The 24,694-nt window shown below is 50.3% G+C and carries 24 protein-coding genes; 13 read left to right on the top strand and 11 right to left on the bottom strand.

Translation table 11 applies throughout. The features are described from left to right. Positions 1 to 25: 25 nt before the first annotated feature. The gene (locus FCL47_RS02105; RefSeq protein ID WP_205747173.1) at positions 26 to 700 is read right to left on the bottom strand and encodes a DUF3047 domain-containing protein; all 675 of its coding nucleotides are present in this window, start codon (positions 698 to 700) and stop codon (positions 26 to 28) included. 298 nt (positions 701 to 998) lie between these two features. On the opposite strand from FCL47_RS02105, the gene FCL47_RS02100 reads away from it, so the two are divergent. Beyond that, positions 999 to 2,927: a pyruvate kinase gene (locus tag FCL47_RS02100; protein WP_136811800.1), complete on the top strand. Its 1,929-nt coding sequence runs from the start codon at positions 999 to 1,001 to the stop codon at positions 2,925 to 2,927. A 15-nt stretch (positions 2,928 to 2,942) separates the two neighbouring features. Here FCL47_RS02100 and rd read toward each other — a convergent pair whose 3' ends face one another. From rd to FCL47_RS02075, 5 genes are read right to left on the bottom strand one after another with little or no spacing between them, the layout of a single operon-like run. After that, complete coding sequence (gene rd, locus FCL47_RS02095) at positions 2,943 to 3,104, bottom strand: rubredoxin (RefSeq protein WP_136811799.1); 162 nt, start codon at positions 3,102 to 3,104, stop codon at positions 2,943 to 2,945. Positions 3,105 to 3,154: 50 nt separating this feature from the next. Continuing rightward, the gene (gene larB, locus FCL47_RS02090) at positions 3,155 to 3,901 is read right to left on the bottom strand and encodes a nickel pincer cofactor biosynthesis protein LarB (RefSeq protein WP_136811798.1); all 747 of its coding nucleotides are present in this window, start codon (positions 3,899 to 3,901) and stop codon (positions 3,155 to 3,157) included. Then, a complete protein-coding gene (gene larE / locus FCL47_RS02085; RefSeq protein ID WP_136811797.1) occupies positions 3,894 to 4,703 on the bottom strand; it encodes an ATP-dependent sacrificial sulfur transferase LarE in 810 nt (269 codons plus the stop codon). Before larE ends, larB begins: the two co-directional genes overlap by 8 nt. A gap of 41 nt (positions 4,704 to 4,744) precedes the next feature. Further along, positions 4,745 to 5,416 (bottom strand): general secretion pathway protein GspB, encoded by a 672-nt coding sequence (locus FCL47_RS02080; protein WP_167496327.1) that lies wholly within the window; start codon positions 5,414 to 5,416, stop codon positions 4,745 to 4,747. A gap of 4 nt (positions 5,417 to 5,420) precedes the next feature. Next, the gene (locus FCL47_RS02075) at positions 5,421 to 6,485 is read right to left on the bottom strand and encodes an ExeA family protein (protein WP_136811795.1); all 1,065 of its coding nucleotides are present in this window, start codon (positions 6,483 to 6,485) and stop codon (positions 5,421 to 5,423) included. Positions 6,486 to 7,214: 729 nt separating this feature from the next. Here FCL47_RS02075 and gspF point away from each other — a divergent pair. The 12 genes from gspF (at position 7,215) to gspE (ending at position 19,975) form a co-directional block, all read left to right on the top strand. Then, on the top strand, positions 7,215 to 8,432 hold the full coding sequence (gspF, locus tag FCL47_RS02070) for a type II secretion system inner membrane protein GspF (protein WP_136811794.1): 1,218 nt from the start codon (positions 7,215 to 7,217) through the stop codon (positions 8,430 to 8,432). Positions 8,433 to 8,782: 350 nt separating this feature from the next. Further along, positions 8,783 to 9,253 (top strand): type II secretion system major pseudopilin GspG, encoded by a 471-nt coding sequence (gene gspG, locus FCL47_RS02065; RefSeq protein ID WP_136811793.1) that lies wholly within the window; start codon positions 8,783 to 8,785, stop codon positions 9,251 to 9,253. A gap of 9 nt (positions 9,254 to 9,262) precedes the next feature. Then, positions 9,263 to 9,796 (top strand): Tfp pilus assembly protein FimT/FimU, encoded by a 534-nt coding sequence (locus FCL47_RS02060; protein WP_136811792.1) that lies wholly within the window; start codon positions 9,263 to 9,265, stop codon positions 9,794 to 9,796. Positions 9,797 to 10,178: 382 nt separating this feature from the next. Continuing rightward, the gene (locus FCL47_RS02055) at positions 10,179 to 10,610 is read left to right on the top strand and encodes a prepilin-type N-terminal cleavage/methylation domain-containing protein (protein WP_136811791.1); all 432 of its coding nucleotides are present in this window, start codon (positions 10,179 to 10,181) and stop codon (positions 10,608 to 10,610) included. A 13-nt stretch (positions 10,611 to 10,623) separates the two neighbouring features. After that, positions 10,624 to 11,316: a type II secretion system protein J gene (locus tag FCL47_RS02050; RefSeq protein ID WP_167496326.1), complete on the top strand. Its 693-nt coding sequence runs from the start codon at positions 10,624 to 10,626 to the stop codon at positions 11,314 to 11,316. Further along, positions 11,313 to 12,347 (top strand): type II secretion system minor pseudopilin GspK, encoded by a 1,035-nt coding sequence (gene gspK / locus FCL47_RS02045; protein ID WP_136811789.1) that lies wholly within the window; start codon positions 11,313 to 11,315, stop codon positions 12,345 to 12,347. Before FCL47_RS02050 ends, gspK begins: the two co-directional genes overlap by 4 nt. A 3-nt stretch (positions 12,348 to 12,350) precedes the next feature. Further along, positions 12,351 to 13,793 carry a type II secretion system protein GspL gene (gspL, locus tag FCL47_RS02040; protein ID WP_136811788.1) on the top strand — a complete coding sequence of 481 codons (1,443 nt, stop codon included), beginning with the start codon at positions 12,351 to 12,353 and terminating at the stop codon, positions 13,791 to 13,793. Positions 13,794 to 13,795: 2 nt separating this feature from the next. Next, on the top strand, positions 13,796 to 14,374 hold the full coding sequence (gene gspM / locus FCL47_RS02035; protein WP_136811787.1) for a type II secretion system protein GspM: 579 nt from the start codon (positions 13,796 to 13,798) through the stop codon (positions 14,372 to 14,374). 2 nt (positions 14,375 to 14,376) lie between these two features. Then, on the top strand, positions 14,377 to 15,261 hold the full coding sequence (gene gspN / locus FCL47_RS02030) for a type II secretion system protein GspN (protein WP_136811786.1): 885 nt from the start codon (positions 14,377 to 14,379) through the stop codon (positions 15,259 to 15,261). A gap of 4 nt (positions 15,262 to 15,265) precedes the next feature. Further along, complete coding sequence (locus FCL47_RS02025) at positions 15,266 to 15,955, top strand: type II secretion system protein N (RefSeq protein WP_136811785.1); 690 nt, start codon at positions 15,266 to 15,268, stop codon at positions 15,953 to 15,955. Positions 15,956 to 15,996: 41 nt separating this feature from the next. Further along, positions 15,997 to 18,261, top strand: coding sequence for a type II secretion system secretin GspD (gene gspD / locus FCL47_RS02020; RefSeq protein WP_167496325.1), 2,265 nt, complete (start codon positions 15,997 to 15,999; stop codon positions 18,259 to 18,261). Between the two features lie 19 nt (positions 18,262 to 18,280). Further along, on the top strand, positions 18,281 to 19,975 hold the full coding sequence (gspE, locus tag FCL47_RS02015; RefSeq protein ID WP_136811783.1) for a type II secretion system ATPase GspE: 1,695 nt from the start codon (positions 18,281 to 18,283) through the stop codon (positions 19,973 to 19,975). A gap of 7 nt (positions 19,976 to 19,982) precedes the next feature. Here the strand turns inward: gspE and FCL47_RS02010 are convergent, their stop codons facing one another. From FCL47_RS02010 to FCL47_RS01990, 5 genes are read right to left on the bottom strand one after another with little or no spacing between them, the layout of a single operon-like run. Further along, positions 19,983 to 20,879 (bottom strand): selenium metabolism-associated LysR family transcriptional regulator, encoded by an 897-nt coding sequence (locus FCL47_RS02010; protein ID WP_136811782.1) that lies wholly within the window; start codon positions 20,877 to 20,879, stop codon positions 19,983 to 19,985. Positions 20,880 to 20,919: 40 nt separating this feature from the next. Continuing rightward, entirely contained in the window at positions 20,920 to 21,837 is a 918-nt protein-coding gene (cysK, locus tag FCL47_RS02005; RefSeq protein WP_136811781.1) for a cysteine synthase A, read from the bottom strand. Positions 21,838 to 21,878: 41 nt separating this feature from the next. After that, positions 21,879 to 22,856: a serine O-acetyltransferase gene (locus FCL47_RS02000; protein WP_136811780.1), complete on the bottom strand. Its 978-nt coding sequence runs from the start codon at positions 22,854 to 22,856 to the stop codon at positions 21,879 to 21,881. Positions 22,857 to 22,899: 43 nt separating this feature from the next. Next, positions 22,900 to 23,529 (bottom strand): methionine biosynthesis protein MetW, encoded by a 630-nt coding sequence (gene metW / locus FCL47_RS01995; RefSeq protein WP_205747172.1) that lies wholly within the window; start codon positions 23,527 to 23,529, stop codon positions 22,900 to 22,902. Further along, positions 23,516 to 24,676 carry a homoserine O-acetyltransferase gene (locus FCL47_RS01990; protein WP_136811779.1) on the bottom strand — a complete coding sequence of 387 codons (1,161 nt, stop codon included), beginning with the start codon at positions 24,674 to 24,676 and terminating at the stop codon, positions 23,516 to 23,518. Before FCL47_RS01990 ends, metW begins: the two co-directional genes overlap by 14 nt. Between the last annotated feature and the right edge of the window lie 18 nt (positions 24,677 to 24,694).

The following is a 24,694-nucleotide window of genomic DNA, read 5'->3' as shown; positions in this document are numbered from 1 at the left end:
GCCTTTTCCCGCCTCATCGCTACATCTATTCGGTTGTCAGGGTGATGTCGCCGTACCAGGCCGTGGCCTTTTCACCGGTGTCGTCGGTATCGGTCATGATGGCGATTGCACTTGCCTCGCCCGGCCTGGAGCCAAACAGCATCTCGTAGTCAGCCAGGATATCTCTTTGCTCGGAAAGCCATTCCCCGGCGTTTTTCGGTCCTGATTGCACAGCCACCATCATGGCGCTGGAAGTATAGGCGTTGGCGATAGAATCCCCCTGGTTGAGCTTGTTGGCCCAGATATAGTTAATCGCCTTGGTCTGCCAGAAGAACCTGCCGCTAAAAACGACATAAATGCGGGCGGCATAGTCGTCGCCGGCTTTAGTCGTCTCATCGCCCGTCGATATCGTATGGTCAATTTTCCATGACCAGTGCAGAAAACGATATTTTTTTGGGTCAAAATTTATTTTTTTGACAAGGCCTGATGCCGCCGCCTGGCTGACCGCCTGCACGACCACGTACTTTTTCTCCCGGGTCAGGGTATATTTTGTCCAGCCGTGGAAGCTTTTTGTGTCCCACCCGGTGAGCCCCTCGGTAGAAAAACGGCCTACAGCCAGTTCGTCGGCCATGGCAGGTACCCACGTGAGCAGAAATATAATGGCGATTATATTGGATAAAATTTTATGCCGGCTCTGTTGCGGCCAATTGATTTTGCACATGATTCGCTGTCCTGTCTGTAGAGAGGGGTGGATTCGTTCCATAGTACATGACCTGCTGTGATTGGAAAAATGTTTCGAACAATTATTTCTATAGTCGGATTTTTAATAATAATCTAACGATTCCCTGGTAAAATCAGAGTGATGATCCGTCGACGGCTGATAAAAGCGGCCACAGGAACTCTGGTTGGTCTATTGGTCAAGCCTCGTTTGACAGAAAAACTATAGAAGGTATCCGGGTAAAGACAAGGGGGACTCCTCTTGCAAACATATCGATGTATGTAGGAGGAGTGAGAAAGCAATGACAAGACGAGAGAGTTATATACAGGAACTTCTTCCCTGTCCATCGCCTGGCCTTAATTTAATTATCAGCCGGCTGCTCGCTATTCGAAAAGATATTTTAGCAAAAGAAGCATTCTACAAAGACCTCGACACAATACATCCCAACTATCAGAAAAGTGCCGTTAATCTCCTGCAATATCTTGCTTTTCGTCTCCATGATGTGAGGGAACTCCAGGTAATGCTTTCCGATCTGGGGCTGTCGTCCATGGGGCGCGCGGAACGGAAAGTGCACGCCACTATTGATACTGTATTGACGCATCTGCATAATATGGCTGGCAAAGAGTGGAAGCCCAGGGAAAAGCCACATTTTTGTTTTCAAGAAGGCCGTCAATTGCTGGAAGATAATGTGGTTGCGCTTTTGGGGGAACCGACACCGGGCCGCCGGGTCAGGATAATGGTCACAATGCCCAGCGAGGCTGCCGACAATTACGACCTGGTGAGAAAACTCATGCAGAGCGGCATGAACTGTGCCCGCATCAACTGCGCCCATGACGACCCTCAGATCTGGTTGCGCATGGTGGCTAATATTCGTCGGGCACAAAAGGAAATCGCCGGCGAATGCCGTATCCTCATGGATTTATGCGGTCCGAAACTCCGCACAGGCCCTCTCCCGGGTGGTTCTCCTGTACTGAAAGTGCGGCCTAAACGCTCCGCTCTCGGTGCGGTGCTGCGGCCAAGTCACATCTGGTTTTATCCGGAACGGTCGTCACCTGGCACGGTTCCGGGAGCCGACCTGTGCCTGCCCGCACCGGTGAGGTGGCTCGAAGATTGCCAGGAGAGTGATCGTATCACCGGCAGAGACGCCAGGGGCTCAAAGCGGGCATTGACAATAGTTCATGTCAGTTCCGAGGGGTGTATGGCAACCGCCGTGAAAACAATCTATTTTGCCCCGGGGATGAAATTGCAGCTTCGCAGTGCAGGCGGGAAAAAGAACAAAAACACTCCCCTGCTGGTAGGTGAGCTTCCCAGGAAGCCTGGCGCGATCACTCTGCAAAAAAATGATGTGCTGCTTTTACGAAAAAGTGGCGCACCCGGATATGATGCCTGTGTTGATGAAGCAGGAAACTTCCATCCTGCCGCCATCGGCTGCTCTCTCCCTCAAGTCCTCGATGATGTTCAGGTGGGTGAATCTATTTGTTTTGACGATGGCAGTATCTGCGGCATTATTGTGGGAAAAGAGCCGGAACAGCTGCAGGTGCGGATCACCCACACCCGCACTGGCGGGAAAGCGCTGCGGGGTGAAAAAGGTATCAACCTGCCGGACAGTCACCTGCGTCTGCCCGCCATTTCCGATGAAGATCTGGAGAGCTTGAAATTTGTAGTGCAACACGCCGACATGGTCGGCCTGTCATTTGCCAATTGCCCAAAAGACGTGGACGACCTCATCGTGCACCTGAGAGAAATGGGGCAAAACATGCCCGGTATTATTCTGAAGATCGAAACCCCAAGAGGCTTCGATAATCTTCCGGCGATGATCCTGAAGGCAATGGAAACCCCCCTTTGCGGGGTTATGATCGCCCGCGGTGACCTGGCGATCGAATGTGGTTTCGGTCGGTTGGCCGAAGTACAGGAAGAGATCTTATGGATTTGCGAAGCGGCCCATGTGCCGGTTATCTGGGCCACGCAGGTGCTGGAGGGGATGGCCAAACAGGGGATTCCCACCCGCGCGGAGGTAACCGATGCTGCCATGGGCGAGCGGGCCGAATGTATCATGCTGAACAAGGGCGAGCATATCGTGGAAGCGACTCAAGCCCTCTCCGATATTCTTCACCGCATGCAGGATCACCAGACGAAGAAACGGTCACTGCTCAGAAAGCTGCATCTGGCGGAAAAATTTTTTGCTGCGGAAGATTTACAGCATCCCTCTGCATTGGTAAAAAACAATTGAGCGTATCGGCTGCATTCAATTCTTTATTGAAAAGTTTTCCTTTGTTGTGCCGCATACCGGACAGGTCCAGTCATCGGGAAGTTCTTCAAACGGCGTTCCCGGAGCAATACCTGCATCGGGATCACCCTTGGCAGGATCGTAGATATAACCACAAAGCGCACAGACGTATTTTTTCATAAGCCTTCCTCCTGCAGATGTTTTACTGAAATTGCCTCTATTGGATTATGTTACAAATGATTAATCTGACTGGCGGCAAAGGCAGCCCCAAAGCCATTGTCGATATTGACAACGGTCACTCCGTTGGCGCATGAGGTGAGCATGGCCAGCAGCGCCGACAGGCCACCAAAGCTGGCCCCATAGCCGACACTGGTGGGAACGGCAATCACCGGAATCTCGACCAGTCCGGCAATGACTGAAGCCAGGGCTCCCTCCATGCCGGCGATCACAATCACCACCCGTGCCTGGCGAATGGTGTCGATACAGGCAAACAGCCGGTGAATTCCGGCCACCCCCACATCAGAAATAAGGCTGACCTTATTGCCCAGGGCCAGGGCGGTCACTTTTGCTTCCTCGGCCACCGGCAGATCAGCTGTGCCGGCGGTGACAATGACTATAGTCGATTCGGTTTCCGGCAGCGGTTCATGCTCATAGAAGAGGGTTCGGGCAATGGGGTTATGTCTTGCCGTGGGGCAAATCGCCGTGATCCCGGCGGCCATCTCGGCGCTGATCCGAGTTGCGAGAATATTGCTTTGTTTGTTCAGCATGGCCTGGAAGATATCCACCACCTGCTGGAGGCTTTTATATTCCCCATAAATCACTTCGGGATACCCGTTGCGCAGCGATCGGTGGTTGTCAATTTTAGTATGACCGATGTCGGTGAACGGCAGATCCTGCAGGCTCCTCAGAGCATCCTCCGCTTTCATTTCTCCTTTTTCGATCGCCTCTAAAATGCGTTGGATGGCAGTTTTATTCATGGTTCCCCGGCAGTAGTTTATTCAGGCTTCCCGTCTTATACCCTTCCAGATCGAGAGTAATGTAGACATAGCCGCAACTTTTTATCTTTTCAATTAATGTTGTTCGCAGCTCAGTCTGCAGCAGGGCGGGAAAGAGGGTCGCAGGCACTTCAATACGGGCGATATCGCCGTGGCTGCGCACCCTGGCACCGGCGATACTTAAATCGCGCAGGACCATCTCCGCCTTGGCAATCCGATCCAGTTCCGCTGCAGTAATTTCGGTATGGTAGGGGATGCGCGACAGCAGACATGCATAAGCCGGTTTATCCCAGGTTGTGAGGCCCACCTGCCGTGAGATCGCCCTGATGGTTGCTTTACCCATGCCTTCTGCGAGCATCGGACTGGCGATACCGAGTTCTTTGAGTGCCCGCATTCCAGGCCGGTAATCGTACAGGTCATCCTTGTTTGAGCCCTCGATGACAGTGGTGGCGCCAAGCTCTGCAGCCCGGCGCTGTATGGCTGTAAAAAGCTCTTTTTTACAAAGGTAACACCTGTCCGGCGGGTTGTGGGTAATGACGGCCGGGATTGCCAGTTCGATTACTTCATGGGCAATATGGTATTGAGCAGTAAAAAATCGCGCCTCGTCAATCTCCCAATCCGGAATATACGGCGTGTGCACGGTGATTGCCGTCACATTGTTGCCTAAAGCTTCATGTGCTGCATACACTAACAGAGAGCTGTCCACACCGCCCGAAAAGGCCACCGCAACCCGGCGCAATGCTTTGATGTGCAGGACTAACTGCTGATAGGGGGAGCTTCTCATATCCGGATTTCTATTGTTGGCAGGTGACTGCGCTGATTCTGTCAATTGGTCCTTATCAGAAAGCGAGTACCATTGAAGTCGATGATGACTCCTTCCCAGGTGATTTCCGATAGATGGGTGGAAGGTGCAATGGTGTCGCCTTCTCTTACTATCTGGCCATTGACGATGATCATTCGCTGGGCCGGATCATCCGAGTAGGTGTGTCCGGCAAATTTCAGCTCAGGTACTTCTGCCCGAATATCGGCGGAAAGGTCCTGAAACAATGGAACAGAGCCGGGCGCTGTCTCCGATACCGTTCTCCTTGAGCTCGGCAGGGCTTGATCTTTGACGGCGACAGATCGCAGGACGATATTCTTTTCCTTGATAATCACCTGGGGAACCGTTTGGGGATTTTTCCCGGCAAGCTGGTCAGGTGCCTGTTTTGCACCCTGATTGGCCGCCTGTCCGGCAGGTTGTTCCAGGGTTGCAGTGCGGTTTGCATCAAGCGCGGCCACAGAGGGAGGAGCACTTTGCCGGTTCAGGAAAAAAAGTATTCCAAGGCTGACAATAAACAGCAGGATCCCGCCTATAAACAGCCAGAGGCCAAGGTGCAGGTGCAACGGGGCGAGTTTTCTGCCGACCGGTGCAGAGCTATGAATAGAATACAGGTGCGGGGAGGTTCCCTGCTGCCGTTCCTTGTCCGATTTTTTTAGTGCATCGAGTATATACGACATAAGATCAATCCTTGTCGGCTGGACTGTTGGGTCTGTTTGTCGCTGGTTGTCCCTGGATCTGGTCCGATGTTTCATCTGGGGAAGCCGGCACGGTCTTGGGCAAAACGGTATCTTTCAACAGCAGCACGTTGTGTTTGAGTAAGGCCATGTTGTCCCGGTGGTCAACAAAATAGAGACCCGCCGGTATCCCGACTGCGAGTAATATGAGGACCAGCGTCACGACCATTGCTTTTCTTGAGCTGTGTCTGGGGCTGGTTATAGTAGCGAGCTCGCGAGCTGCCTTGCGCATGATATCGAGACTGACATGGTCCTGATTGTCGGCATATGCGCCGAGGAGGGAATGGTCGCAGAGGAGGTTTATCACCCGTGGGATCCCTCTGGAAATTATTGCCAAATACCTGATGGCCCTTTTGGAGAAAAGAGCGTTTCGGCTGTTGCCGCCGGCTATGGCAATGCGGTGCTGAATATAGGTTTCGATATCGGCGGGCTGGAGCGGTCCCAGGTGGTATCTGGTGGTGACGCGCTGGTTTATCTGTGATAATTTGGGGTCAGCGAGAATATGCTGCAGTTCGGGCTGACCGATCAGGACTATCTGGAGCAGCTTGTTGGTGTTTGTTTCCAGATTGGTAAGAAGACGGAGTTGCTCCAGGATTTCAACGTCGAGGTTTTGCGCTTCATCGATAATGAGGGCGGTATTTCTCCCCCTGGCGTGGGCGTCAAGCAGATAGGTGTTCAACAGATCGACATAGGTCTTTACCGTAGGGGAAGCATCCAGCACGGGAATCTTCAATTCTTCACAGATGGTTTTGAAGAGATCCATGATGGTCAGCTTGGGATTTAAGATCATGGCAATGTCGGTCGTTGCCGGCAACTGGTCGACCAGGCATCGACATACCGTAGTTTTTCCCGTCCCCACATCACCCGTCAGCAGTATGATACAGCCCTCACTGCTGATTCCGTAAAGCAAATGGGCCATGGCCTCCCGATGTAACTCGCTCATAAAGAGATATCGCGGATTGGGCGCTATGGCAAAAGGCTTCTCAGTCAGGCCGAAATAGCGTGTATACATGGGTTCGCATCAATCATTAAAATCTGCAACAGACATATAAATTCGGGATTCGCCGGGGCGGCGTATTCCAGAATTCTCTTTTCACAATTGACCTGATACTATACGGTGGATTATAATTAATTACCATTTTTCTTTGATTGCTGTTGCTTTTCTCGCGAATAACTCTAACGTATACAAATACTTGTTTAGTGACTTAGAAATACTGTTCTTGCGCTTTTTGCAAGAACAGTATTTCGTGAAGGAACTTATCCCGCGAATCTTTTAGGCGGGATTAGTGGCTTGTAATGAAACAGCTTGCGCTTTTTTGCAAGAACAGTATTTCGTGAAGGAACTTATACCCCTCAAGGGGGTACTGAAAAGAGTCCGCAATGCTTTTAGGCGGGATTAGTGGCTTGTAATGAAACAATTTGCGCTTTTTGCAAGAACAGTATTTCGTGAAGGAACTTATACCCCTCAAGGGGGTACTGAAAAGAGTCCGCAATGCTTTTGGGCGGGATTAGTGGCTTGTAATGAAACAGCTTGCGCTTTTTGCAAGAACAGTATTTCGTGAAGGAACTTACACCCCTCAAGGGGGTATTGAACCGAGTCCCCGCGCAGCACGGGTATTGAAAAAAACACCCGTCAAGCGAGTACTGAAAAGAGTACCCGTCAAGCGAGTATTGAAAAAAATCCCGCAACGCTTTTCGACGGGGTTCTATCCGTTGTCATAACTTTCAATAATAAATCTCTATGCCAGTCTTCGAATACCACGCGCTTGATGCAAAGGGGAAAAATATTAAAGGCATTGTCGATGCGGACAGTGAAGCTCTGGCCCGGACGAAACTTCGCTCACAGGGGAGATATCCTGTTTCCATTGCGGTGAGCAGAAGTAAAAGAGGGAAGGCCGGAGGACATGGTATCGGCTTGTTCGAGCGGGTAAAGTCGGAGGAAATCAGCATCATGACCCGGCAGCTGGCGACTTTGCTCGGAGCCGGGATACCGCTGGTGCAGTGTCTTGACTCGCTGGTTGCGCAAACCCGTAACTCGATACTGAAGAAAGTTATTGCCCAGATCAAGGGTTCGATCAACGAGGGAAATACGCTGACTACTGCCTTTAGCGAGCATCCCAAATTGTTTTCCTCTATTTTTATCAACATGGTGCGGGCTGGTGAGGCCTCCGGCGCACTCGACATAGTTTTGGAACGGCTTGCCGATTTTGCTGAAAAACAGGAGGTATTGAAGGGGAGATTGCGGGCGGCGCTTGTCTATCCTATTTTCATGGCTGTTATAGGTTCGGCGATCCTGTTTATCCTTATTACCTATATCGTCCCTAATATTACCCAGGTCTTCAACGAGATGGACCAGGTGTTGCCTTTACCGACTCTGTTTCTCATTGGGATGAGTGATTTTCTGAAGATGTACTGGTGGGCATTTTTCATTTTTCTGGCCCTGGTCTTCTTTGCTCTTCGTGCCCTTATCGTGCGACCGTCCGGTCGTGCATTCTGGGATCTGTTCAAATTGAAGGTGTTTATCATCGGACCTGTCATGCAGAAGGTTATTCTGGCCAGATTTTCTTCCACCCTGGGCAGTTTGCTGGAAAGTGGGGTCGGGTTGATGACCTCGATGCAGATTGTCCGCACTCTGGTCAATAATGTGCACGTTGCGAGGGTTATCGATAAGGCGATGGAACAAATACAAAAAGGGCAGAGTATGACCGATGCGCTGTCGGATTCGGAATGGTTTCCGCCGATGTTTGTCCAGATGATTGCCGTGGGAGAACAGAGCGGCAATCTCGAAGTTATGCTGGACAAGGTTGCCAAAGCCTACGAAAGAGAGGTCGAGACGGCGATCATGGGTATGACATCGCTGATTGAACCGCTGATGATCGCCATTATGGGCATGGCTGTCGGCTTTATTGTGCTCTCTATTCTGCTGCCGATTTTTGAAATGAACCAGATGATACATTGATGGGGTCGTAAAGATTTCTCTGATTACCCCTCAAGCTCAGCTTGTCGAAATGGAAGGGTGTGGGCTGTTTGTTTTACGGGTCTCTGCAGCCAGGGATGGCTGCAGCGAAGCCCCCAGGGATGGGTTTACGGCGTCCCGGGAAACGAACAGCCCACACCCTGGTTCGGTAGCTGAACTTGAGGGGTAATTAGAAAGATTTTTGATCTTTTTATTAATTTAACATACTGAAGGGGACCGCTTGTCTGCTTGTCGATTCAGTGATGGATCTTTTGGCGGAGTTTGTGTATATTTTGGCAGTCGGTTCGGCGAAAACGCTGGAAAAATAATGGCATAATACAGGATATTCTCGAATGAAGATTGAACATAAACAAGATGTGAAATGGCGGCAGAAGGCCTGCGAAGCAGGGTTTACTCTTATCGAACTTCTGGTTGTGCTCGTCATAATCGGAATTCTTGCTGGATATATCGGCCCGAAGATCATGGGGCATCCCGAGGAGGCAAAACGGACCAAAGCTGCCCTGCAAATCCAGGGAATAGAAACCGCGTTGAAAATGTATAAACTCGATAACGGTGTGTACCCGTCAACGGAGCAGGGGCTTCAGGCTCTGGTAGAAGCTCCAACCCTCGGGCAGTTGCCGGCCAAATGGCGAGAGGGTGGCTATCTTGACAAAAGCAAAGTTCCTGTTGATCCTTGGGGAAACAATTTCATCTATCTCAGTCCCGGGCTCAATGGCGATTTTGATCTCAGTTCCTATGGCAAGGATGGCGAAGCTGGAGGCGAAGGGGACGGTAAAGATATAAATAATTGGGAAATCGAATAGCAGCGCATTATGTCACGGCCATTGCAGAGGACGGCTTGGGGCAGGAGAGAAAAGGAACAGGGGTTTACCTTGATAGAGATGGTAGTTGTCGTCTTTTTGATAGGTATCATGCTCTCAGTGAGCATCCCGTCGCTGCGCAACACTTTTTTCACTGATCCTCTGAAGGCGACGACCAGAAAAATAATTGGCATGGTCGCCGGAGTGCGGGAGCTGGCAGCTCGGACGCAGCAGCCGTATCTCCTACATTTCAGTCGACTTGAAAATCGTATCTGGTATGAAAAGGATGTCGCTGAAAAAGAGACAAAAGACCTTGGAAATCTGCCATCCGGCCAGCTGTTGCTTCCAGAATCGGTAAAAATATCGGGTGTTTGGCTGGCAGGTGAAGAAGGTGCGGCAGAGGATAATAACTCCGTGTGGATCAGCAAACAGGGTTATCTGATCGATACGATTATCCGCATCGAGGACGATCAGGGAAATCATCTGAATGTACATTTTTATCCGTTTTTAGATACCGCTCTGGTGGCCGATGACCTTGTTCCTTAGTGACTTAGAAATACTGTTCTTGCGCTCTTTGCAAGAACAGTATTTCGTTAAGGAACTTATACCCGTCAAGCGAGTACTGAAAAGAGTCCCGCAACGCTTTTAGGCGGGATTAGTGGCTTGCAATTAACATCTTGCGCTCTTTGCAAGAACAGTATTTCGTTAAGGAACTTATACCCGTCAAGCGAGTACTGAAAAGAGCACCCGACAAGCGAGTACTGAAAAGAGCACCCCTCAAGGGAGTACTGAAAAAAGTCCCGCGAATCTTTTAGGCGGGATTAGTGGTCTGTAATGAAACATCTTGCGCTTTAAAATCCCGCAAAGCTCTGTGGCGGGAGTAAATCTAAGGTCTCTCTGAGAGTTACAACGCCATCGTGGATTATCTATGGTTATACCGAGGAATCGTTGTTCTTTCCCTAATTTAAGCAATAATCAGGCTTTTACCCTGCTTGAGGTAATGATTGCCGTGTCTATTATTGCTATTGCCCTGGTTGCTCTGTTCGGTTCGCAATCAAAAAGTCTTTCCCATGCGACAGAAGCGAACTTTGATATTGTCGCGCCGATGCTGGCGTCCGGGAAACTGGCTGAACTGGAGGGGGCCAGTGTTGCTCCGGGCAACGATGAAGGAGATTTTGGTGAGGAGTTTCAGGGATATACCTGGAAATTAGAGACCGAAAATGCAACTTTTGATGGCATCGATGCACTGGCCAACCTGGCCAAAATGGAAAACCCGCTGAAAAAGGTTGAACTGACGGTGTTGTGGACCGGGACGAAGTTCAGCTACACCCTTACCTATTATGGTCGTTGGCAGGGATAAAGTGCAGAATCTTTTGCCGAAAACACCCGAGAGTGGCTTTACTCTTATTGAACTGCTCATAGCCATTGCTATTTTCGGCATCGTAATATCTTCCGTATATGGTGCTTACCGGGCGACATTCAATATTGTCCATGGCTCGGAATATCAGATGGAGGTCGCTGATAAAGCCCGGGTTGTTGTCGAAAGGCTGAATGAAGATCTGCGCTCTATTGTTACCGTTCCCGGAAGCATATTTCTCGGAGAACAACATGCGTACGCTGATTTTGTCGGTGACAATCTCTCCTTTGTCAGTTCAGCGCATCTTGTTTTGCGGAAAGCCGACGCCTTTACCGGAAATATCCTGATCCAGTACCAGTCGGAGCTCGACATGGATACGGGGCTGCTCAATCTTTACCGGACCGAAATTATTCTTTTGCCCGGGGTCAAACTGGAAGATCTCGCCGACGCAAAAGACGGGCAAAAACATCTCATATGTCAAGGCCTGCTGGAAATGCGCTTTACTTATCTAGACCGGGACGGTCGCGAATCAGAAGAGTGGCAGGTCGATGAAGTTGTGCCGACCAACCCGCCAACCCCGCCGGAGGAACAGGAATTTCCTGCCGTGGTCGCTATAGAACTCCGGTTTGCAAAGTCGGCCAAAAGTGAAAACAGCACCGTTTTCAAGACCGCAGTCGCCCTGCCACAGCCCTGGAAAAAGCAGGGATGAAGTCTTTAAAGAATAATAAGGCTGTCGGGCACGATGAGCAGGGCATGGCGCTGCTGGTGACTATTATGACCGTTAGTCTGCTTGTCGCGGTGACTATCCAGTTCCACAAAACGACCTGGCAACAATTCGTTGTGGCCAATAATTTCAAGGTGGAAACGCAGCTGGGAGCAATTGCCGATTCTGGAGTAAATATCGCGCTGACCCTTTTGCAGAACGATGGTGCAGAAAACACCAGTGATTCGCTGGTGGAGAGTTGGGCGACTCTTGGCCAGGAACCGGTCGAAAATTTATTTCCCTCCGGCTCCCTGCAGGTACAGATTGTCGATCTGACCGGTTTGCTGCAGATAAATAGTCTGGTCCAGAAAAAGGATGAGACCACAGGGGCTGCCGGCAGCAGTAACTCGGAGAGTGAGATACGCCAGCTGTTTTTGAATCTGCTGTTGTCCGGGGCTTTTCCGATAGAAGATGAAACCGAAGCGCGAAGCATACTCGATGCCGTAGTTGACTGGATCGATGCAGATGACAAGGAATCTGATCTTGGCGCCGAGAACAGCTATTATCAGTCTCTTGCACAGCCGTATAGCGCAAGAAACGGGCCGATACAATATATTGAAGAGCTGTTGTTAATCAAGGGGATTACGCCGGAGCTGCTCTTTGGATCAGGGGAATATAAAGGGCTTGCCGATTATGTGACAGTGTACGGTAATGATGGGCAAGTCAATATTAACACTGCGCCGCTTGCTGTCATTAAAAGTTTTGATAGCCTTATCAGCGATGAGCTGTTAGAAAAGTTCGATACGTACAGAAAGAGCCCGGAGCATAAGGAGAGCCTGGAAAAGCCGAACTGGTATAAAGAAGTCGATGGCTGGCCGGGAGACATTGTTTTGGAAGCAAAATTGTTGACCACGACGAGCAGTTATTTTCAGATAATCGCCACCGGTACCCTCGATTCCCTGGCCCGCAGGGTGGAGGTAGTGGCTGAGCGCTTGAAAGAAAACGAAATAAAACTGTTTGGCCGAAAAATGGAGTAATGTATGGCTGATCTTTTGTTGTGCCTGGATATCCATAAAGATGCTTTAGCCGCCGTAGTGGTAGACAAAAGCTCCAGGATCACTCTGGTAACCGGTTGTGCTGCCGCTGACGCAGTGGATCAGTCTTTTGCTGAAGCGCTCGACCAGATCAAAGAGCAGACGGGGTTTACCGGCGGGCCCTGTCTGGTCACCTTTGGTGCCGAGCTCTTTTCTTTCAGAAATGTAACCCTGCCTTTTTCGGATCGCAGCAAGATAGGTCAGGCGTTACCTTTTGAGCTGGCCGACCAGTCACCGGTTGATATCAACAGTCTGCTCATCGATTTCATTGTGGCGAAAAGCGGATCGTCCGGGACGGATATTGTCGCGGCGATGATAAACCGGGACTATCTGGCCAGTCATCTCGGCGTCTTGACTGCAGCCGGACTCAACCCTGACAGCATCGGCATCAGTGGTCTTGCGACTGCGCTGCAGATTGCTGATGGGCCGGAGGAAAACTTTGTCCTGATCGATAGTGGTGCCCGCTGGGCAAGTTTATTTATTGTTGTGAACAAGCAGGTGGCTCTTATACGATCCCTGGCTGTTCAGCCGGAAGCGGACGGACTGCCGGTGGCCGATGATACCTTCGTCCAGTATGTCAGCCAGACCGTGCTTGCCTGTCAATTGCTGGACACGGGGGATCCTAATTATAAGATCTTTCTGACCGGATCAGAGTCCCGGATCGCCACTGCTTCGCCGGTTTTGGCGTCAAGGTTGGGCGGCGTTGAAATGGCCCATTTTCAGCAGAGCAGTCAGCCTCTGGTTAAGATTGAACCGGATATTCAAACCCGCTATAAACCTGAGCTGATGGATAGAGTACTTGCACAGGTCTACAAAAATGGTAAAAAGAGTGGAGGATTTAACTTTCGCACCGGCGATTTTAGAAAAAAGAAATCTTTACTGGAATACCGTGGTCTTATCCTGAAAACCGCGCTGCCGGCAGCGCTGCTTATTGTGTGCGGCCTTATTTATGTGGGATATACATATTCAAAGTTGACCGCAGAGCAGGAGAGTTTGCGCCGGCAGATAGCCGCGGTCTTTACCGAAACCCTTCCGGAAGTGACCCGGGTAGTCAACCCAGTGCAGCAGTTGCAGGTGAAAAACAATGAAATCAGGGCAACGTATAGCCCGGGTGGTGCGAATGGTGCCGGTTACACTATCATCGAACTGCTTACCGAGCTCTCGATCCGAATTCCGGCTCAGGAGCCGGTAAAAGTCGTTCGGATGGTCGCAGATATGGATACGATTCGGCTGAAAGCTGTTACCGGGGATTTTAATACAGTGGATAATGTTCAGAAAGACCTCGAGAGGTCACCGTATTTCAAGGATGTTACCATCAGCTCGGCCAATCAGTCTATCAAAGGGGATGAGGTGAATTTTGAACTTAAACTGGAACTCGCCCGGAAATAATTATGGCTTCATGGTTTAACAGAAATCTCCTGCAGGATATCCGGACCAAATCAGGAATTGACAAGCTGAACAGTCGAGAAAAGTGGGTTCTTTTCGGAGGAATTGGTTTTGTCTTGTGCTTTCTGGCGGTACAGCTGGTTGTTGTGCCGGTTATCGACGCGCGGAATAATCTGCTGCAATCGATAGCCAGAAAGAAGCAGGAATTGGTTGAAATTAAAAATTTGCAGCAGGAGTATCGGACCTTAAAAAGCAAGGAAGGTACCATTCAGGCCAGAATTAATCAGCGCGGTGCCGGCTTTACTCTGTTTACCTTTCTTGATCAACAGGCAAACCGGGCGAAGGTCAAAAAGCAGATAAAATATATGAAACCCTCGACAATTGACGGTGATGAACTGAATGAAGCAATGGTCGAGATGAAGCTGCAGCAGATTTCCCTGAACGATCTTGTCGGTTTTCTCCGTTTAATAGAATCCGAACAAGAGGTTGTTTTCATAAAAAGATTTTCCATTCAGGAAAGCGGCGACGCGCAGGGTTTTTTCGATGCCATCCTGCAGGTCGTAACTTTTGAGAAAAAGGGTTAGGGATGATTCACTCCATCTTCTCCTTCCGGTCTTTTATTTATATAGTGTATGCGGTTTTACTCACCGCCGTGCTGCTGTATGTTCGGTTTCCCGCAGAACAGTTCAAGCAGTTTTGTGAACGGCGCATCAAGAATATTTTGCCGGAGTCAACCTGCACTATTGACCAGATTGGCTACCGTTTTCCGTTTTCGGCGGTCTATAAAAATATCGCTCTCAATAGGGTTATAGACGGACAGGAAACCGCCATGGTTGTCGATCAACTGGTGATTTCTGCCAACTCGCGGCGATTCTGGCGTACCTTCTCCCTCAATGGAAAAATATACTCAGGCCTGTTTGCGGCTGACCTCGATTTCGACCGCCGGGCTCATTCATTTGCGTTGGCCAATATCCTTGTAGAAGGACTTCAGGTCGGGGATCTGGCCAAGAGTATAGGTCTCAGTGAACGGAAAATATCGGGTATCGTCAAATTTTCCGGCGACTACAAAGCGCCGACCAGCGCCCCCGGCGATGGTAATGGCAAAGGGATCGTTGAGGTTGCTGCGGGGAATATCTCGCTTTTGCAGCCGATACTGAACCTCTCGATTCTTGAATTCGATAAACTGGCAATGCGTGTGACCCATGAAAAAGGTGTTGTCAGGCTCAATGAAGGAGAATTTCTCGGCAGGGAGATTCTTGCTGATTTTACCGGGGAGCTGCGTCTCGCTTCTCCTTTTTTGAACAGCAATATTTCTCTTAGTGGCCATATGGAGCCCGATGAAGGCTTTCTAAGGAGCAATCCGCAAGAGCAACAGGCTGTTCAGAGTTTATTGCAGAGATACAAGATGACGGTACTGCCATTTAAATTGGGCGGCACCGTGCAAAGACCGTTATTCAGATTCAGTACGTGATCCTATGGCCGCTCGCATCACCGATATATTACCCTTTCTTCTCATTACCCTGCTCTGTGTTGGCCTTGTTGAGGGTGGATATCAGGCTCTGGAACATTTTGGCTTGAGTGCGCCTGGCAAAGAAGCAGCGATACCCGAAACTGTATCGGTGCAAGCGGAGCAGGTCGGCACGGCAGGAGAAAACCCGCAGCACGACTATACCGTTATTCTGCAAAGAAACCTTTTTGGACCGCCTCCGGGAGAGGGTGAGACCGCTGCAACCGCAGCCACGGAGAGCACGGAAGATCTTCAGACGACAAGCCTGAATATTGTCCTAATGGGCACCATCAATGGCGGGAAGGATACCGATCGAGCCATCATTTTAGATAAAACCACGAAGAAACAGCAACTGTATGAAGCGGGGGATGCTATTCAGGGGGCCATTATCAAAGAAATCCTCCGGGGAAAGGTTATCCTTGCCTATAATGGCAAGGATGAAATGCTTGATATGAGTGAGGCAGCCAAGGTTCGATCGACCTATGTGGCACCAGTTCAGCAAAATCAAGCCGGATCCATGCGGTTGCCTCCGGTGATGTCACCCGGATCAGGAACAGGGCAGCAATACCGCCAACAGGTATCGCCAAGGGGAACACCAAGAAGAGTAATTAATCGACCCAGAGCAATTCGTCCGTCTCGAATAATAAGAAAGCAATGAGCCGGCGATATGACAATTATGAAAATGAAGGTGAATTATCCATGAGCATGGTTAAACGTTCGTTCATTGACACGGTGATTGGCGCGGTGATGTGCGCGGTGATTTGTCTCGGCCTGGTACCGGACGGCAGCCTCTACGCAAAAGAGTTGCCGCAGCCGCTCCCTGAGGCCGATCAGAGTGGTCAGCGCTTCATAACCATTGATTTCGACAATGTCGACATTCAATTGTTTATCAAATACATCAGTGAATTGACAGGCAAAAATTTTGTGGTCGATAAAGCCGTGCAGGGAAATGTGACCATTCTGTCTCCCACCAAAATTTCTGAAGAAGAAGCGTACAAGGTCTTCGAATCGGTACTTGAAGTACATGGTTTTACCACTGTCGAGTCGGGCTCTGTTATAAAAATACTGCCATCTGCCCGGGCCCGCTCGCAGAATGTGGAGATGCTCAATACCGGAGAATCGAAAAATCCGCAGGATAAGGTGGTGACCCAACTGGTTCGCTTGAAGTACGCCTCTCCCGATGAGATGAAAAAGGTGCTGGCGCCACTGGTATCGCAGACCTCGGTCCTTATTTCCCATGCCCCGTCGGGGATGTTGATAATCACCGAGACAATGTCCAATATTCAAAAATTGCTGTCTATTATCAAGGTACTTGATGTCGAATCCCGCGAGGAGGAAGTTGCCTTTATTCGTCTGGAAAATTCATCGGCGGAGGCTGTTGCCAAGATACTCACCACTGTCTATCAGAAAAGTTCCGGTGCGCAGCAGGGTGGTGCGGCGCGATCTTTTGGGGAAGCAGTAAAAGTAGTCCCTTATGAACGGGTGAATGCGCTGATTGTCCTTGCCAGTGGCAGCGAGATGAGCCGGGTAAAAAGCCTGATCGCCACCCTTGATAAAAAAGGAGAGCGAGCCGAAGGCAATATCCGGGTCTATTATTTACAGAATGCGAATGCCGTGGATATGGCGAAAGTTCTTAATGATCTGCCGGAAACGATGGCCAAAGGTGGAACGGGGACGGTGCAGGGGAAAGCTGCTGCCATCTCCAAAGATGTCAGGGTGATGGCGGATGAGGAAACGAATTCCCTGATAATCAGAGCTACTAAAGACGAATATGTAGTGTTGGAGGATGTGATAAAACAGCTGGATATCCCGAGAAGGATGGTCTATCTGGAAGCCCTGATTATGGAAGTGGATGCGGATAAATCGTTTGAGGTCGGTGTTGAATGGACAGCTGATGGAACATTTTCTGGTGGAACAGGTCAATTGTTGTCCGGATTCAGTGGGAGCGATGGTTTTACAAATCTTGTTGACAGTGATGGTAATACTGCCTTGTCTGCTGGATCAGGCTTAACTCTGGGGATACTCAAACAGGGTGTGAGGATAGGTAATGTGACCTTTGCCAATCTTGGTGCGGTGATAAAAGCCTATAAATCAGATTCCGATGTCAATGTTATTTCTACCCCACAGATCCTGACCATGGACAATAAAAAGGCGGAGATTTCTGTCGGGGAGAACGTGCCGTTTATTACCAGTCAAAATACGACTGCCAGTTTGCAGGATTACACCCAGTATGAATATAAGGATGTCGCTACAAAGCTCTCTATCACTCCCCATATAAATCAGTCAAATGTCTTACGTCTTGAAATTGAAACGGAAGTGGTGCGGGCAAAGGATACAACCGCCACTCCGACCACGTTTAAACGTACGGCTACCACAACTGTTATTTTAAACGATAAAAGCACCATCGTGATAGGTGGAATAATCGGTCATGATGCCTCTGACAGTAATTATAAAGTACCGATTCTCGGTGATATCCCCGGGCTTGGCTGGCTTTTCAGGACACACACTACCAGCAGCAAAAAAACGAATATGTTTATCTTTATCACCCCGCGTATTGTTCGTAATCCCGCGGAAATGGCGGCCGTTAGCCTGAAAAAGGAAGACGAAATGGGCAAGGTGCTACCGGCGGTGCAACAGGAACTGCATAAAGAGGAAAATCTTGAACATGCTATGTCTCTGACCCGGATGGGTTATGAAAAATTGCGAAGTGGGGATACGGCTGCCGCCAAAGAATTTTTTACTGAAGCCCTGGTTATTGACTCGACTAACCCCTTTGCCCTGATGAATATGGGTGTTGTCTATGAAAAAGAGGGGCAGCCGAAAAAAGCATTAGAGATGTATCAGGCAGTGGCTTCCGGCAGTTCCGACGCGGTTGCGAACAGTTCGAGCGAGCCGGACAAAAAACCAGTGCCGCTGAAGACACTGGCCCAGGAAAACATAGATAGAATTTTGCGGACGAAGTAGCGAAGGGATTGTGGTTGCAATGGGCATAAAGAAATTTGGTGAGATATTAATTGATGAGTTCGGCCTGGCCTCAACAGCTCTTGAGCAGGCGCTCAAGGTTCAAAAAGAGGGTGATGACCTCATCGGGGAGATACTCGTCAAAAACGGTGAACTTGACGAACTGACGGTGTTGCAGGTGCTAGGCATAATGTTTGATATGGAGGTGCGCAAATCTCTGCCGTCTGATATTAAAACCGATTTCACCGACCAGGTTTCCATCAGTTTTCTCAAACAGCATAAAATGGTTCCTATCGTCACTGCCCAGGAATCGTTTTTCGCCATTAATAACCCCACATCTTTTCAGGCACTAGACGATCTGCGTCGAATTCTGGCTGACGGTACCTATAAGACGGTGCTGGCACCGGCCCATCTTATTCTGAATGCGATCAATTTTGCCTATGATATGAAGCAGACCTCGGCTGATGAGGTCATGCAGGATATTGATGATGAAGAAGATCCGGAGCGGTTGTTTTCAGAGATAGAAGAGATCGGGGATCTGCTTGACGATACCAGCGATTCGCCGGTGATCCGCCTGGTCAATCTGATGTTTTCTCAGGCGGTACGTGATAATGCTTCGGATATTCATATCGAACCCTATCAGAACAGCCTGAAGATCCGGCAGCGGCTGGACGGTATTCTCCATGACATGCTGAGTCCACCGAAACATGTGCAGTCGGCGCTCATCTCGCGGGTCAAGATAATGGCCAAGCTCAATATCGCCGAGAAGAGACTGCCCCAGGATGGCCGGATTGAGTTGAAGATTGCCAACAAGGAGATCGACGTCCGTGTTTCGACTCTGCCCACCGCGTTTGGTGAGCGGGTGGTGTTGCGCCTGCTGCGTAAATCGACGGTGATGATCTCTCTTACCGATCTTGGTATGCCGGAGGATCGGTTTATTCCTTTTCAAAAAGAGATTAAAGCGCCAAACGGTATTGTTCTTGTGACCGGACCGACCGGTTCGGGCAAAACCACCACCCTTTACGCGGCACTTTCCTCGATAAACAATACGGATATCAACATTATCACGGTTGAGGATCCGATCGAATACCGCATCAGCGGGATCGGTCAGGTGCAGGTCAATCCCAAGATCGATCTGACCTTTGCCTCCGGCCTCAGGTCCATCGTCCGGCAGGATCCGGATGTTATTCTGGTTGGCGAGATCCGCGATACGGAAACCGCCGAAATTGCCATCCAATCAGCGTTGACCGGGCATCTGGTTTTTTCCACCCTGCACACCAACGACTCGGCAGGGGCCATTACCCGACTCAGGGATATGGGAATCGAACAGTTTCTCATCGCTTCTTCGGTCAATGCGATTCTGGCTCAGCGGTTGATTCGTATTATCTGTCCCCATTGCAAAGAGGAATACAGTCCAACTCCGGAGATGTTCCAGCGGATCGGCCTTACCGAAGAGGAAAGCCTCGGCCGGAAGGCATACCGCGGCAAAGGCTGTGCGAAGTGTTATCATACCGGCTATAAGGGCCGGTGCGGTATTTTTGAGCTGCTCCTCATGACCCAGGATATGAAGGCCCTGATCCTGCAGACGTCAGACGCCAACCAGATCAAAAGGCAGGCGATCAAAAACGGCATGATCACCCTTCAGAAAGACGGCGCTATGAAGGTTTTGCAGGGAGTGACGACTATCGAGGAAGTATATCGGGTCTGCCAGTCGTAGCCGGCGCTTATTTGCCTAACAGTCTTCGCAGCAGTTCCTGATAATGGTTGGGCAGTGTTCTCCTGGTCGGGGTAACGACATAGAAATTTCTTTTCATGGTCAGACCGGGGATATGGATTTCTTTTATTTTACCGCTTGTCAGTTCGTCCTGAATGGCGTGCCGGGAGATTACGGAAACGCCCAGATTGGCTTTGATTGCTTCTTTGACCGCCGCACTCGACCCGAGCGTTGCACAGATATTCAGCTGGCTTAGGGTTTGCTGTTGTCGGGCCAGCAGTACTTCGGTGCTTTTTCTGGTTCCTGAACCGCGTTCCCGGATAATAAACGGCAGATGACAAAGCTCCTGTAAAGTGATTTCGGCCGGGGCAGGGTTGTCCTGCGCGGCGGCCAGGATCAGTTCGTCTTCAGCAAACGATTGGTAACGGACCTTAGACGATGAAATCTTTGCCCCAACCACTCCAAGCAGCAATTCATTCCCGGCAACTGCTTCGACTATCTTTGCTGAATCGTTGATCTGTATTTCAAAAGAGATGTCCGGGAATTCGTGTTTAAAAGAAGCCGCCACTCCCGGCAGGATATACGCACCGGGAATGGTACTGGCACCAAGGATCAACTCCCCGCCAACATTTTTCCCGGTAGCGGAAATCTCTTCTTCCAGCCTCTGCAGGTCCTCCAGGATAGCTATTGCTCGCGGATACAGGATTTCTGCTTCTGCGGTCGGCAGAATCGATCTGCCCAGTCGATCAAAGAGCTTGCAGTTGAGCCGAGCCTCAAGGTTTTGCATATGTTCACTTACTGTCGGCTGGCTGGTGAAGAGTTTTTCTGCTGCCTTGGTGAAGCTTCGCGCCTTATAGACAGTGACGAATATTTTAAGGTGTCGAGTTTCGATAGCCTGCTCCCTCATATATCTGCAATACTTTGATTTTTATAATTCCGTCCACATGCTACTCCTGGAACAAAGGCGTGCTTAAATATCTCTCACCGGTGTCGGGGAGAATAACCACGATTACCTTGCCCTTATTTTCAGGTCTAGCGGCAACTAAATACGCTGCATGTGCTGCTGCGCCACAGGAGATGCCGCAGAGTATTCCTTCACTGGTTGCAAGCTTTCTCGCCACGGCAAAAGCATCGTCGTTGCTGACGGTGATTACCTCGTCGATAATGTCGCGGTTTAAAATGGCGGGGATAAAACCGGCACCAATCCCCTGGATTTTATGCGGCCCCGGTTTGCCACCGGACAGGACAGGGCTGTCCTGTGGTTCGACTGCAATAGTCTGCATGGCCGGATTTCTCTTTTTAAGCACTTCCGAGACTCCGGTGATTGTACCACCTGTGCCGACTCCTGCGACAAAAATATCGATTTTACCATCGGTATCCCGCCAGATTTCTTCGGCGGTGGTGGTTCGGTGGATGGCGGGGTTGGCCGGGTTGCTGAACTGGTCCGGTATAAAACTGTTAGTCGTTTCCTCCCCAAGCTGTTTGGCCGCGGCTATCGCCCCTTTCATTCCATCTGCGGCAGGGGTCAGCACCAGTTTTGCACCGAGGTGAGTGAGAAGTTTTCTTCGTTCAATGGACATGCTTTCCGGCATGGTGAGGATCAGTTTGAGATTTTTGTGGGCACAGACAAAGGCCAGGCCAATACCGGTGTTGCCGCTGGTGGGCTCAATCACAGTCGTGTCTCTGTTTATACTGCCGTCACGTTCTCCCGCCTCGATCATCGCCACGGCAATACGGCATTTGACACTGCCCATCGGATTACGAGATTCCTGTTTGCCGAGAATCAGAGCTCCGGTACCCGCAGAAAAATTGGCCATGGTCAGAAGGGGAGTATTGCCGATACTTTCCAGTATAGTTTTTGCCATCAGTATAACCTCCGGGATGCAGGGGGGAAAAGAAAAAATCCTTAATGAGAGTTCGAATAAATGAGCTCCGGCCTTTTCATCAACACCTTGGTGCCGGGTGGCACGCTTTCGGTAAGCCAGATATTGCCGCCGATAATCGACCCCTCGCCAATAACAGTATCGCCGCCAAGGACGGTAGTGTTGGCGTAAATGATAACATTGTCTTCTATGGTCGGATGACGTTTTTTGTTGCGCATTTTTTCGCCGGCGTTATGGGGAAGAGACAGGGCCCCGAGAGTGACCCCCTGATAAAGACGTACATTATTGCCTATTATGGTGGTCTCACCTATCACCACACCAGTGCCATGATCGATAAAAAATTCCGAACCGATAGAGGCGCCGGGGTGGATGTCAATGCCGGTCTGACTATGGGCGTATTCGGTCATGATCCGGGGAATGATCGGTACCTCGAGCAGGTAGAGCTCATGGGCCAGACGAAAGATAAAGGTGGTTAACAGTCCGGGATAACAGAAGATCACCTCGTCAGGACTTTTGGTCGCCGGATCGCCCCGCAGTGCGGCCCGGATGTCGGTGGCCAGCATTGCCGCCACTTTGGGCAGGGATTGGATAAAGCTCAGGGCTTTTTTATGCCCGTATGCCTCGCAATTGGTACAGGGGCGTTCATTCCTCCGGCAGTCATGGCGGATTGCCATAGTAATCTGCTCAGAGACCTTGTCGTAGAGGTCGGTGGTTTTCTTGCCGATATAATACTCAAGGTTGGAGGCATGCAGTTTGGTGTGGGAGAAGAATCCGGGGAAGAGAATCCGTTTGGCCTGTTCGACAATGCCGATAGTTTCTTCCTGGGAGGGAATGGAAACCGGACTGATGTGGTCATAGCATTCTTTGGTACTCCAGGACGACAGCAGCTCAGTGACGACTTTGGGAACTTTGTCGTGCAGGCTGCAATTGGTTATCTCAATATGGTCGCAGAGCGCGGAAACTGCGGTGGTATCGATTACGGAAACGTTTTTTCTTAACATGACGAATGCTTTTTCTGTTGAATTAAACGCGGTCTGGAAAGAATCATTTTCTGATTTTTTCAATTATGTAAATGCCGTAAGTTGATCGTATGTCGGGGAAAAAACGGATGATCGACCCTTCGTTGCTGGTCGGATCCGTTTTTATGGTGATTTCTTTTAATATATTATAACCAACATCGCGGGAGAATTTGCGGAAATCTTTCAGTGTGATAACCCGGATATTCGGTGAGTCATACCAGGAATAGGGCAGCTGGTCGTTTTTTGGGGCGCATCCTTTACATAAAAGCTGCAGCCGAATGGAATAATGGCTGAAGTTTGGGAAACTGACGATCACCTTTCGCCCGATCCTGGCCAGGGAGTGTAACAGGCGTGCCGGTTCAAACACCTGCTGCAGGGTCTGGCTGAGGATGACATAATCAAAACTGCAATCGGGATAGTCTTCTACCTCCTCGTTCAGATCTCCCTGCAGGACACTGAGCCCACGGCTGATGCAGTGTGCCGCCTTTTCCTTGTCCTGCTCTATTCCGGTGCCGATGACATTTTTACCGACAGCAAGCCAGGCCAGCAGATCGCCGTTGCCGCAGCCGAGGTCGAGCACCCGGGTCCCTGGATCGATCATCGAAGAGATTATGCGCAGGTCAAAACGAATATCTGCCGGATCAGGAGATACCATCAAGAAACCCCCTGATCAGCGTGGTGAACCGTTGGTCCGGAATAAGAAAGGCATCGTGGCCGCAATCCGCTTCTATCTCACAAAAACTGACGTTCTGCCCGCAGCGCTTCAGGGTCTGCACCAGCTCTTTTGCCTGATACGTAGGGTAAAGCCAGTCGGAGCTGTATGAAACAACAAGGTATTTTATCTTGTTTTGTTCTTCGGCGCCGGCAATCGGGGCAGGTTTACTCATCTTATCGACAACATCAAAATAGTCAGCAGCCTTGGTGATGTACAGTACCGAGTTGGCATCAAAGCGGCTGACGAATTTGGAGCCCTGATGGCGCAGATAGCTTTCCACCTGAAAATCTCCGCCGAAGCCAAAGGAAAAATGTTCCTTGTCCTGCAGTTTCCGACCAAACTTTCGACGCAGTGCCTCATCGGAGAGGTAGGTTACGTGGCCGACCATCCGGGCGACGGAGAGGCCCATATCCGGTTTTTGCCCGCCGTAATAATTGCCTTGCGCCCAGTTTGGGTCGGCCATAATCGACTGCCGGGCAATCTCGTTAAAAGCAATAGCCAGGGCAGAATGGCGCATCGTGGTCGCAATAGGTACGGCAGCCCGGACCATTTGCGGAAAGCGGACACACCACTCGAGCACCTGCATGCCGCCGACCGATCCACCGATAACCGCCAGCAGGCGGGTGATGCCGAGGTGATCGATCAGGGCCTTCTGGGTGACCACCATGTCGCCGATGGTCATCATCGGAAAATCGAGGCCGTAAGGTTTGTCGGTCTCCGGGTTAATCGAACTGGGGCCGGTTGAGCCCATACAGCTGCCCAGGATGTTGGGGCAGATGACAAAATAACGGTCGGTATCGATCCCTTTACCGGGGCCGACCAGAAAGTCCCACCAGCCCGGTTTGTCCCCATCCCGGTCACTTGCGTAGAAGCCGGCTGCGTGGGAGTCGCCGGAAAAAGCGTGGGTGAGCAGGATGCAATTGTCCTTTTGCTCGTTCAAGGTGCCGTAGGTTTCATAGGCAATGGTCACCGGGCCTAAATGCGCACCGCTTTCCAGGGTGAGCGTATCGGGCGGTTCGGCGAAAGAATAGTATTTTTTCTCTACTATCCCGACGGAACTGTCCCTGCTGGTTACTGTGTCATTCATCTCGTACTTGTTCCGTCC

Source organism: Desulfopila sp. IMCC35006 (assembly GCF_005116645.1).
Taxonomy (GTDB): domain Bacteria; phylum Desulfobacterota; class Desulfobulbia; order Desulfobulbales; family Desulfocapsaceae; genus Desulforhopalus_A.
Note: the sequence above shows the minus strand (reverse complement) of the source record. Positions and strands in the feature narration are given on the sequence as shown.

Bases quoted from the DNA above. Each gene is read 5' to 3' on its own strand.
- FCL47_RS02105 (WP_205747173.1), bottom strand. From the start codon at position 700: ATGTGCAAAATCAATTGGCCGCAACAGAGCCGGCATAAAATTTTATCC.
- FCL47_RS02100 (WP_136811800.1), top strand. From the start codon at position 999: ATGACAAGACGAGAGAGTTATATACAGGAACTTCTTCCCTGTCCATCG.
- rd (WP_136811799.1), bottom strand. From the start codon at position 3,104: ATGAAAAAATACGTCTGTGCGCTTTGTGGTTATATCTACGATCCTGCC.
- larB (WP_136811798.1), bottom strand. From the start codon at position 3,901: ATGAATAAAACTGCCATCCAACGCATTTTAGAGGCGATCGAAAAAGGA.
- larE (WP_136811797.1), bottom strand. From the start codon at position 4,703: ATGAGAAGCTCCCCCTATCAGCAGTTAGTCCTGCACATCAAAGCATTG.
- FCL47_RS02080 (WP_167496327.1), bottom strand. From the start codon at position 5,416: ATGTCGTATATACTCGATGCACTAAAAAAATCGGACAAGGAACGGCAG.
- FCL47_RS02075 (WP_136811795.1), bottom strand. From the start codon at position 6,485: ATGTATACACGCTATTTCGGCCTGACTGAGAAGCCTTTTGCCATAGCG.
- gspF (WP_136811794.1), top strand. From the start codon at position 7,215: ATGCCAGTCTTCGAATACCACGCGCTTGATGCAAAGGGGAAAAATATT.
- gspG (WP_136811793.1), top strand. From the start codon at position 8,783: ATGAAGATTGAACATAAACAAGATGTGAAATGGCGGCAGAAGGCCTGC.
- FCL47_RS02060 (WP_136811792.1), top strand. From the start codon at position 9,263: ATGTCACGGCCATTGCAGAGGACGGCTTGGGGCAGGAGAGAAAAGGAA.
- FCL47_RS02055 (WP_136811791.1), top strand. From the start codon at position 10,179: ATGGTTATACCGAGGAATCGTTGTTCTTTCCCTAATTTAAGCAATAAT.
- gspK (WP_136811789.1), top strand. From the start codon at position 11,313: ATGAAGTCTTTAAAGAATAATAAGGCTGTCGGGCACGATGAGCAGGGC.
- gspL (WP_136811788.1), top strand. From the start codon at position 12,351: ATGGCTGATCTTTTGTTGTGCCTGGATATCCATAAAGATGCTTTAGCC.
- gspM (WP_136811787.1), top strand. From the start codon at position 13,796: ATGGCTTCATGGTTTAACAGAAATCTCCTGCAGGATATCCGGACCAAA.
- gspN (WP_136811786.1), top strand. From the start codon at position 14,377: ATGATTCACTCCATCTTCTCCTTCCGGTCTTTTATTTATATAGTGTAT.
- FCL47_RS02025 (WP_136811785.1), top strand. From the start codon at position 15,266: ATGGCCGCTCGCATCACCGATATATTACCCTTTCTTCTCATTACCCTG.
- gspD (WP_167496325.1), top strand. From the start codon at position 15,997: ATGAGCATGGTTAAACGTTCGTTCATTGACACGGTGATTGGCGCGGTG.
- gspE (WP_136811783.1), top strand. From the start codon at position 18,281: ATGGGCATAAAGAAATTTGGTGAGATATTAATTGATGAGTTCGGCCTG.
- FCL47_RS02010 (WP_136811782.1), bottom strand. From the start codon at position 20,879: ATGAGGGAGCAGGCTATCGAAACTCGACACCTTAAAATATTCGTCACT.
- cysK (WP_136811781.1), bottom strand. From the start codon at position 21,837: ATGGCAAAAACTATACTGGAAAGTATCGGCAATACTCCCCTTCTGACC.
- FCL47_RS02000 (WP_136811780.1), bottom strand. From the start codon at position 22,856: ATGTTAAGAAAAAACGTTTCCGTAATCGATACCACCGCAGTTTCCGCG.
- metW (WP_205747172.1), bottom strand. From the start codon at position 23,529: ATGGTATCTCCTGATCCGGCAGATATTCGTTTTGACCTGCGCATAATC.
- FCL47_RS01990 (WP_136811779.1), bottom strand. From the start codon at position 24,676: ATGAATGACACAGTAACCAGCAGGGACAGTTCCGTCGGGATAGTAGAG.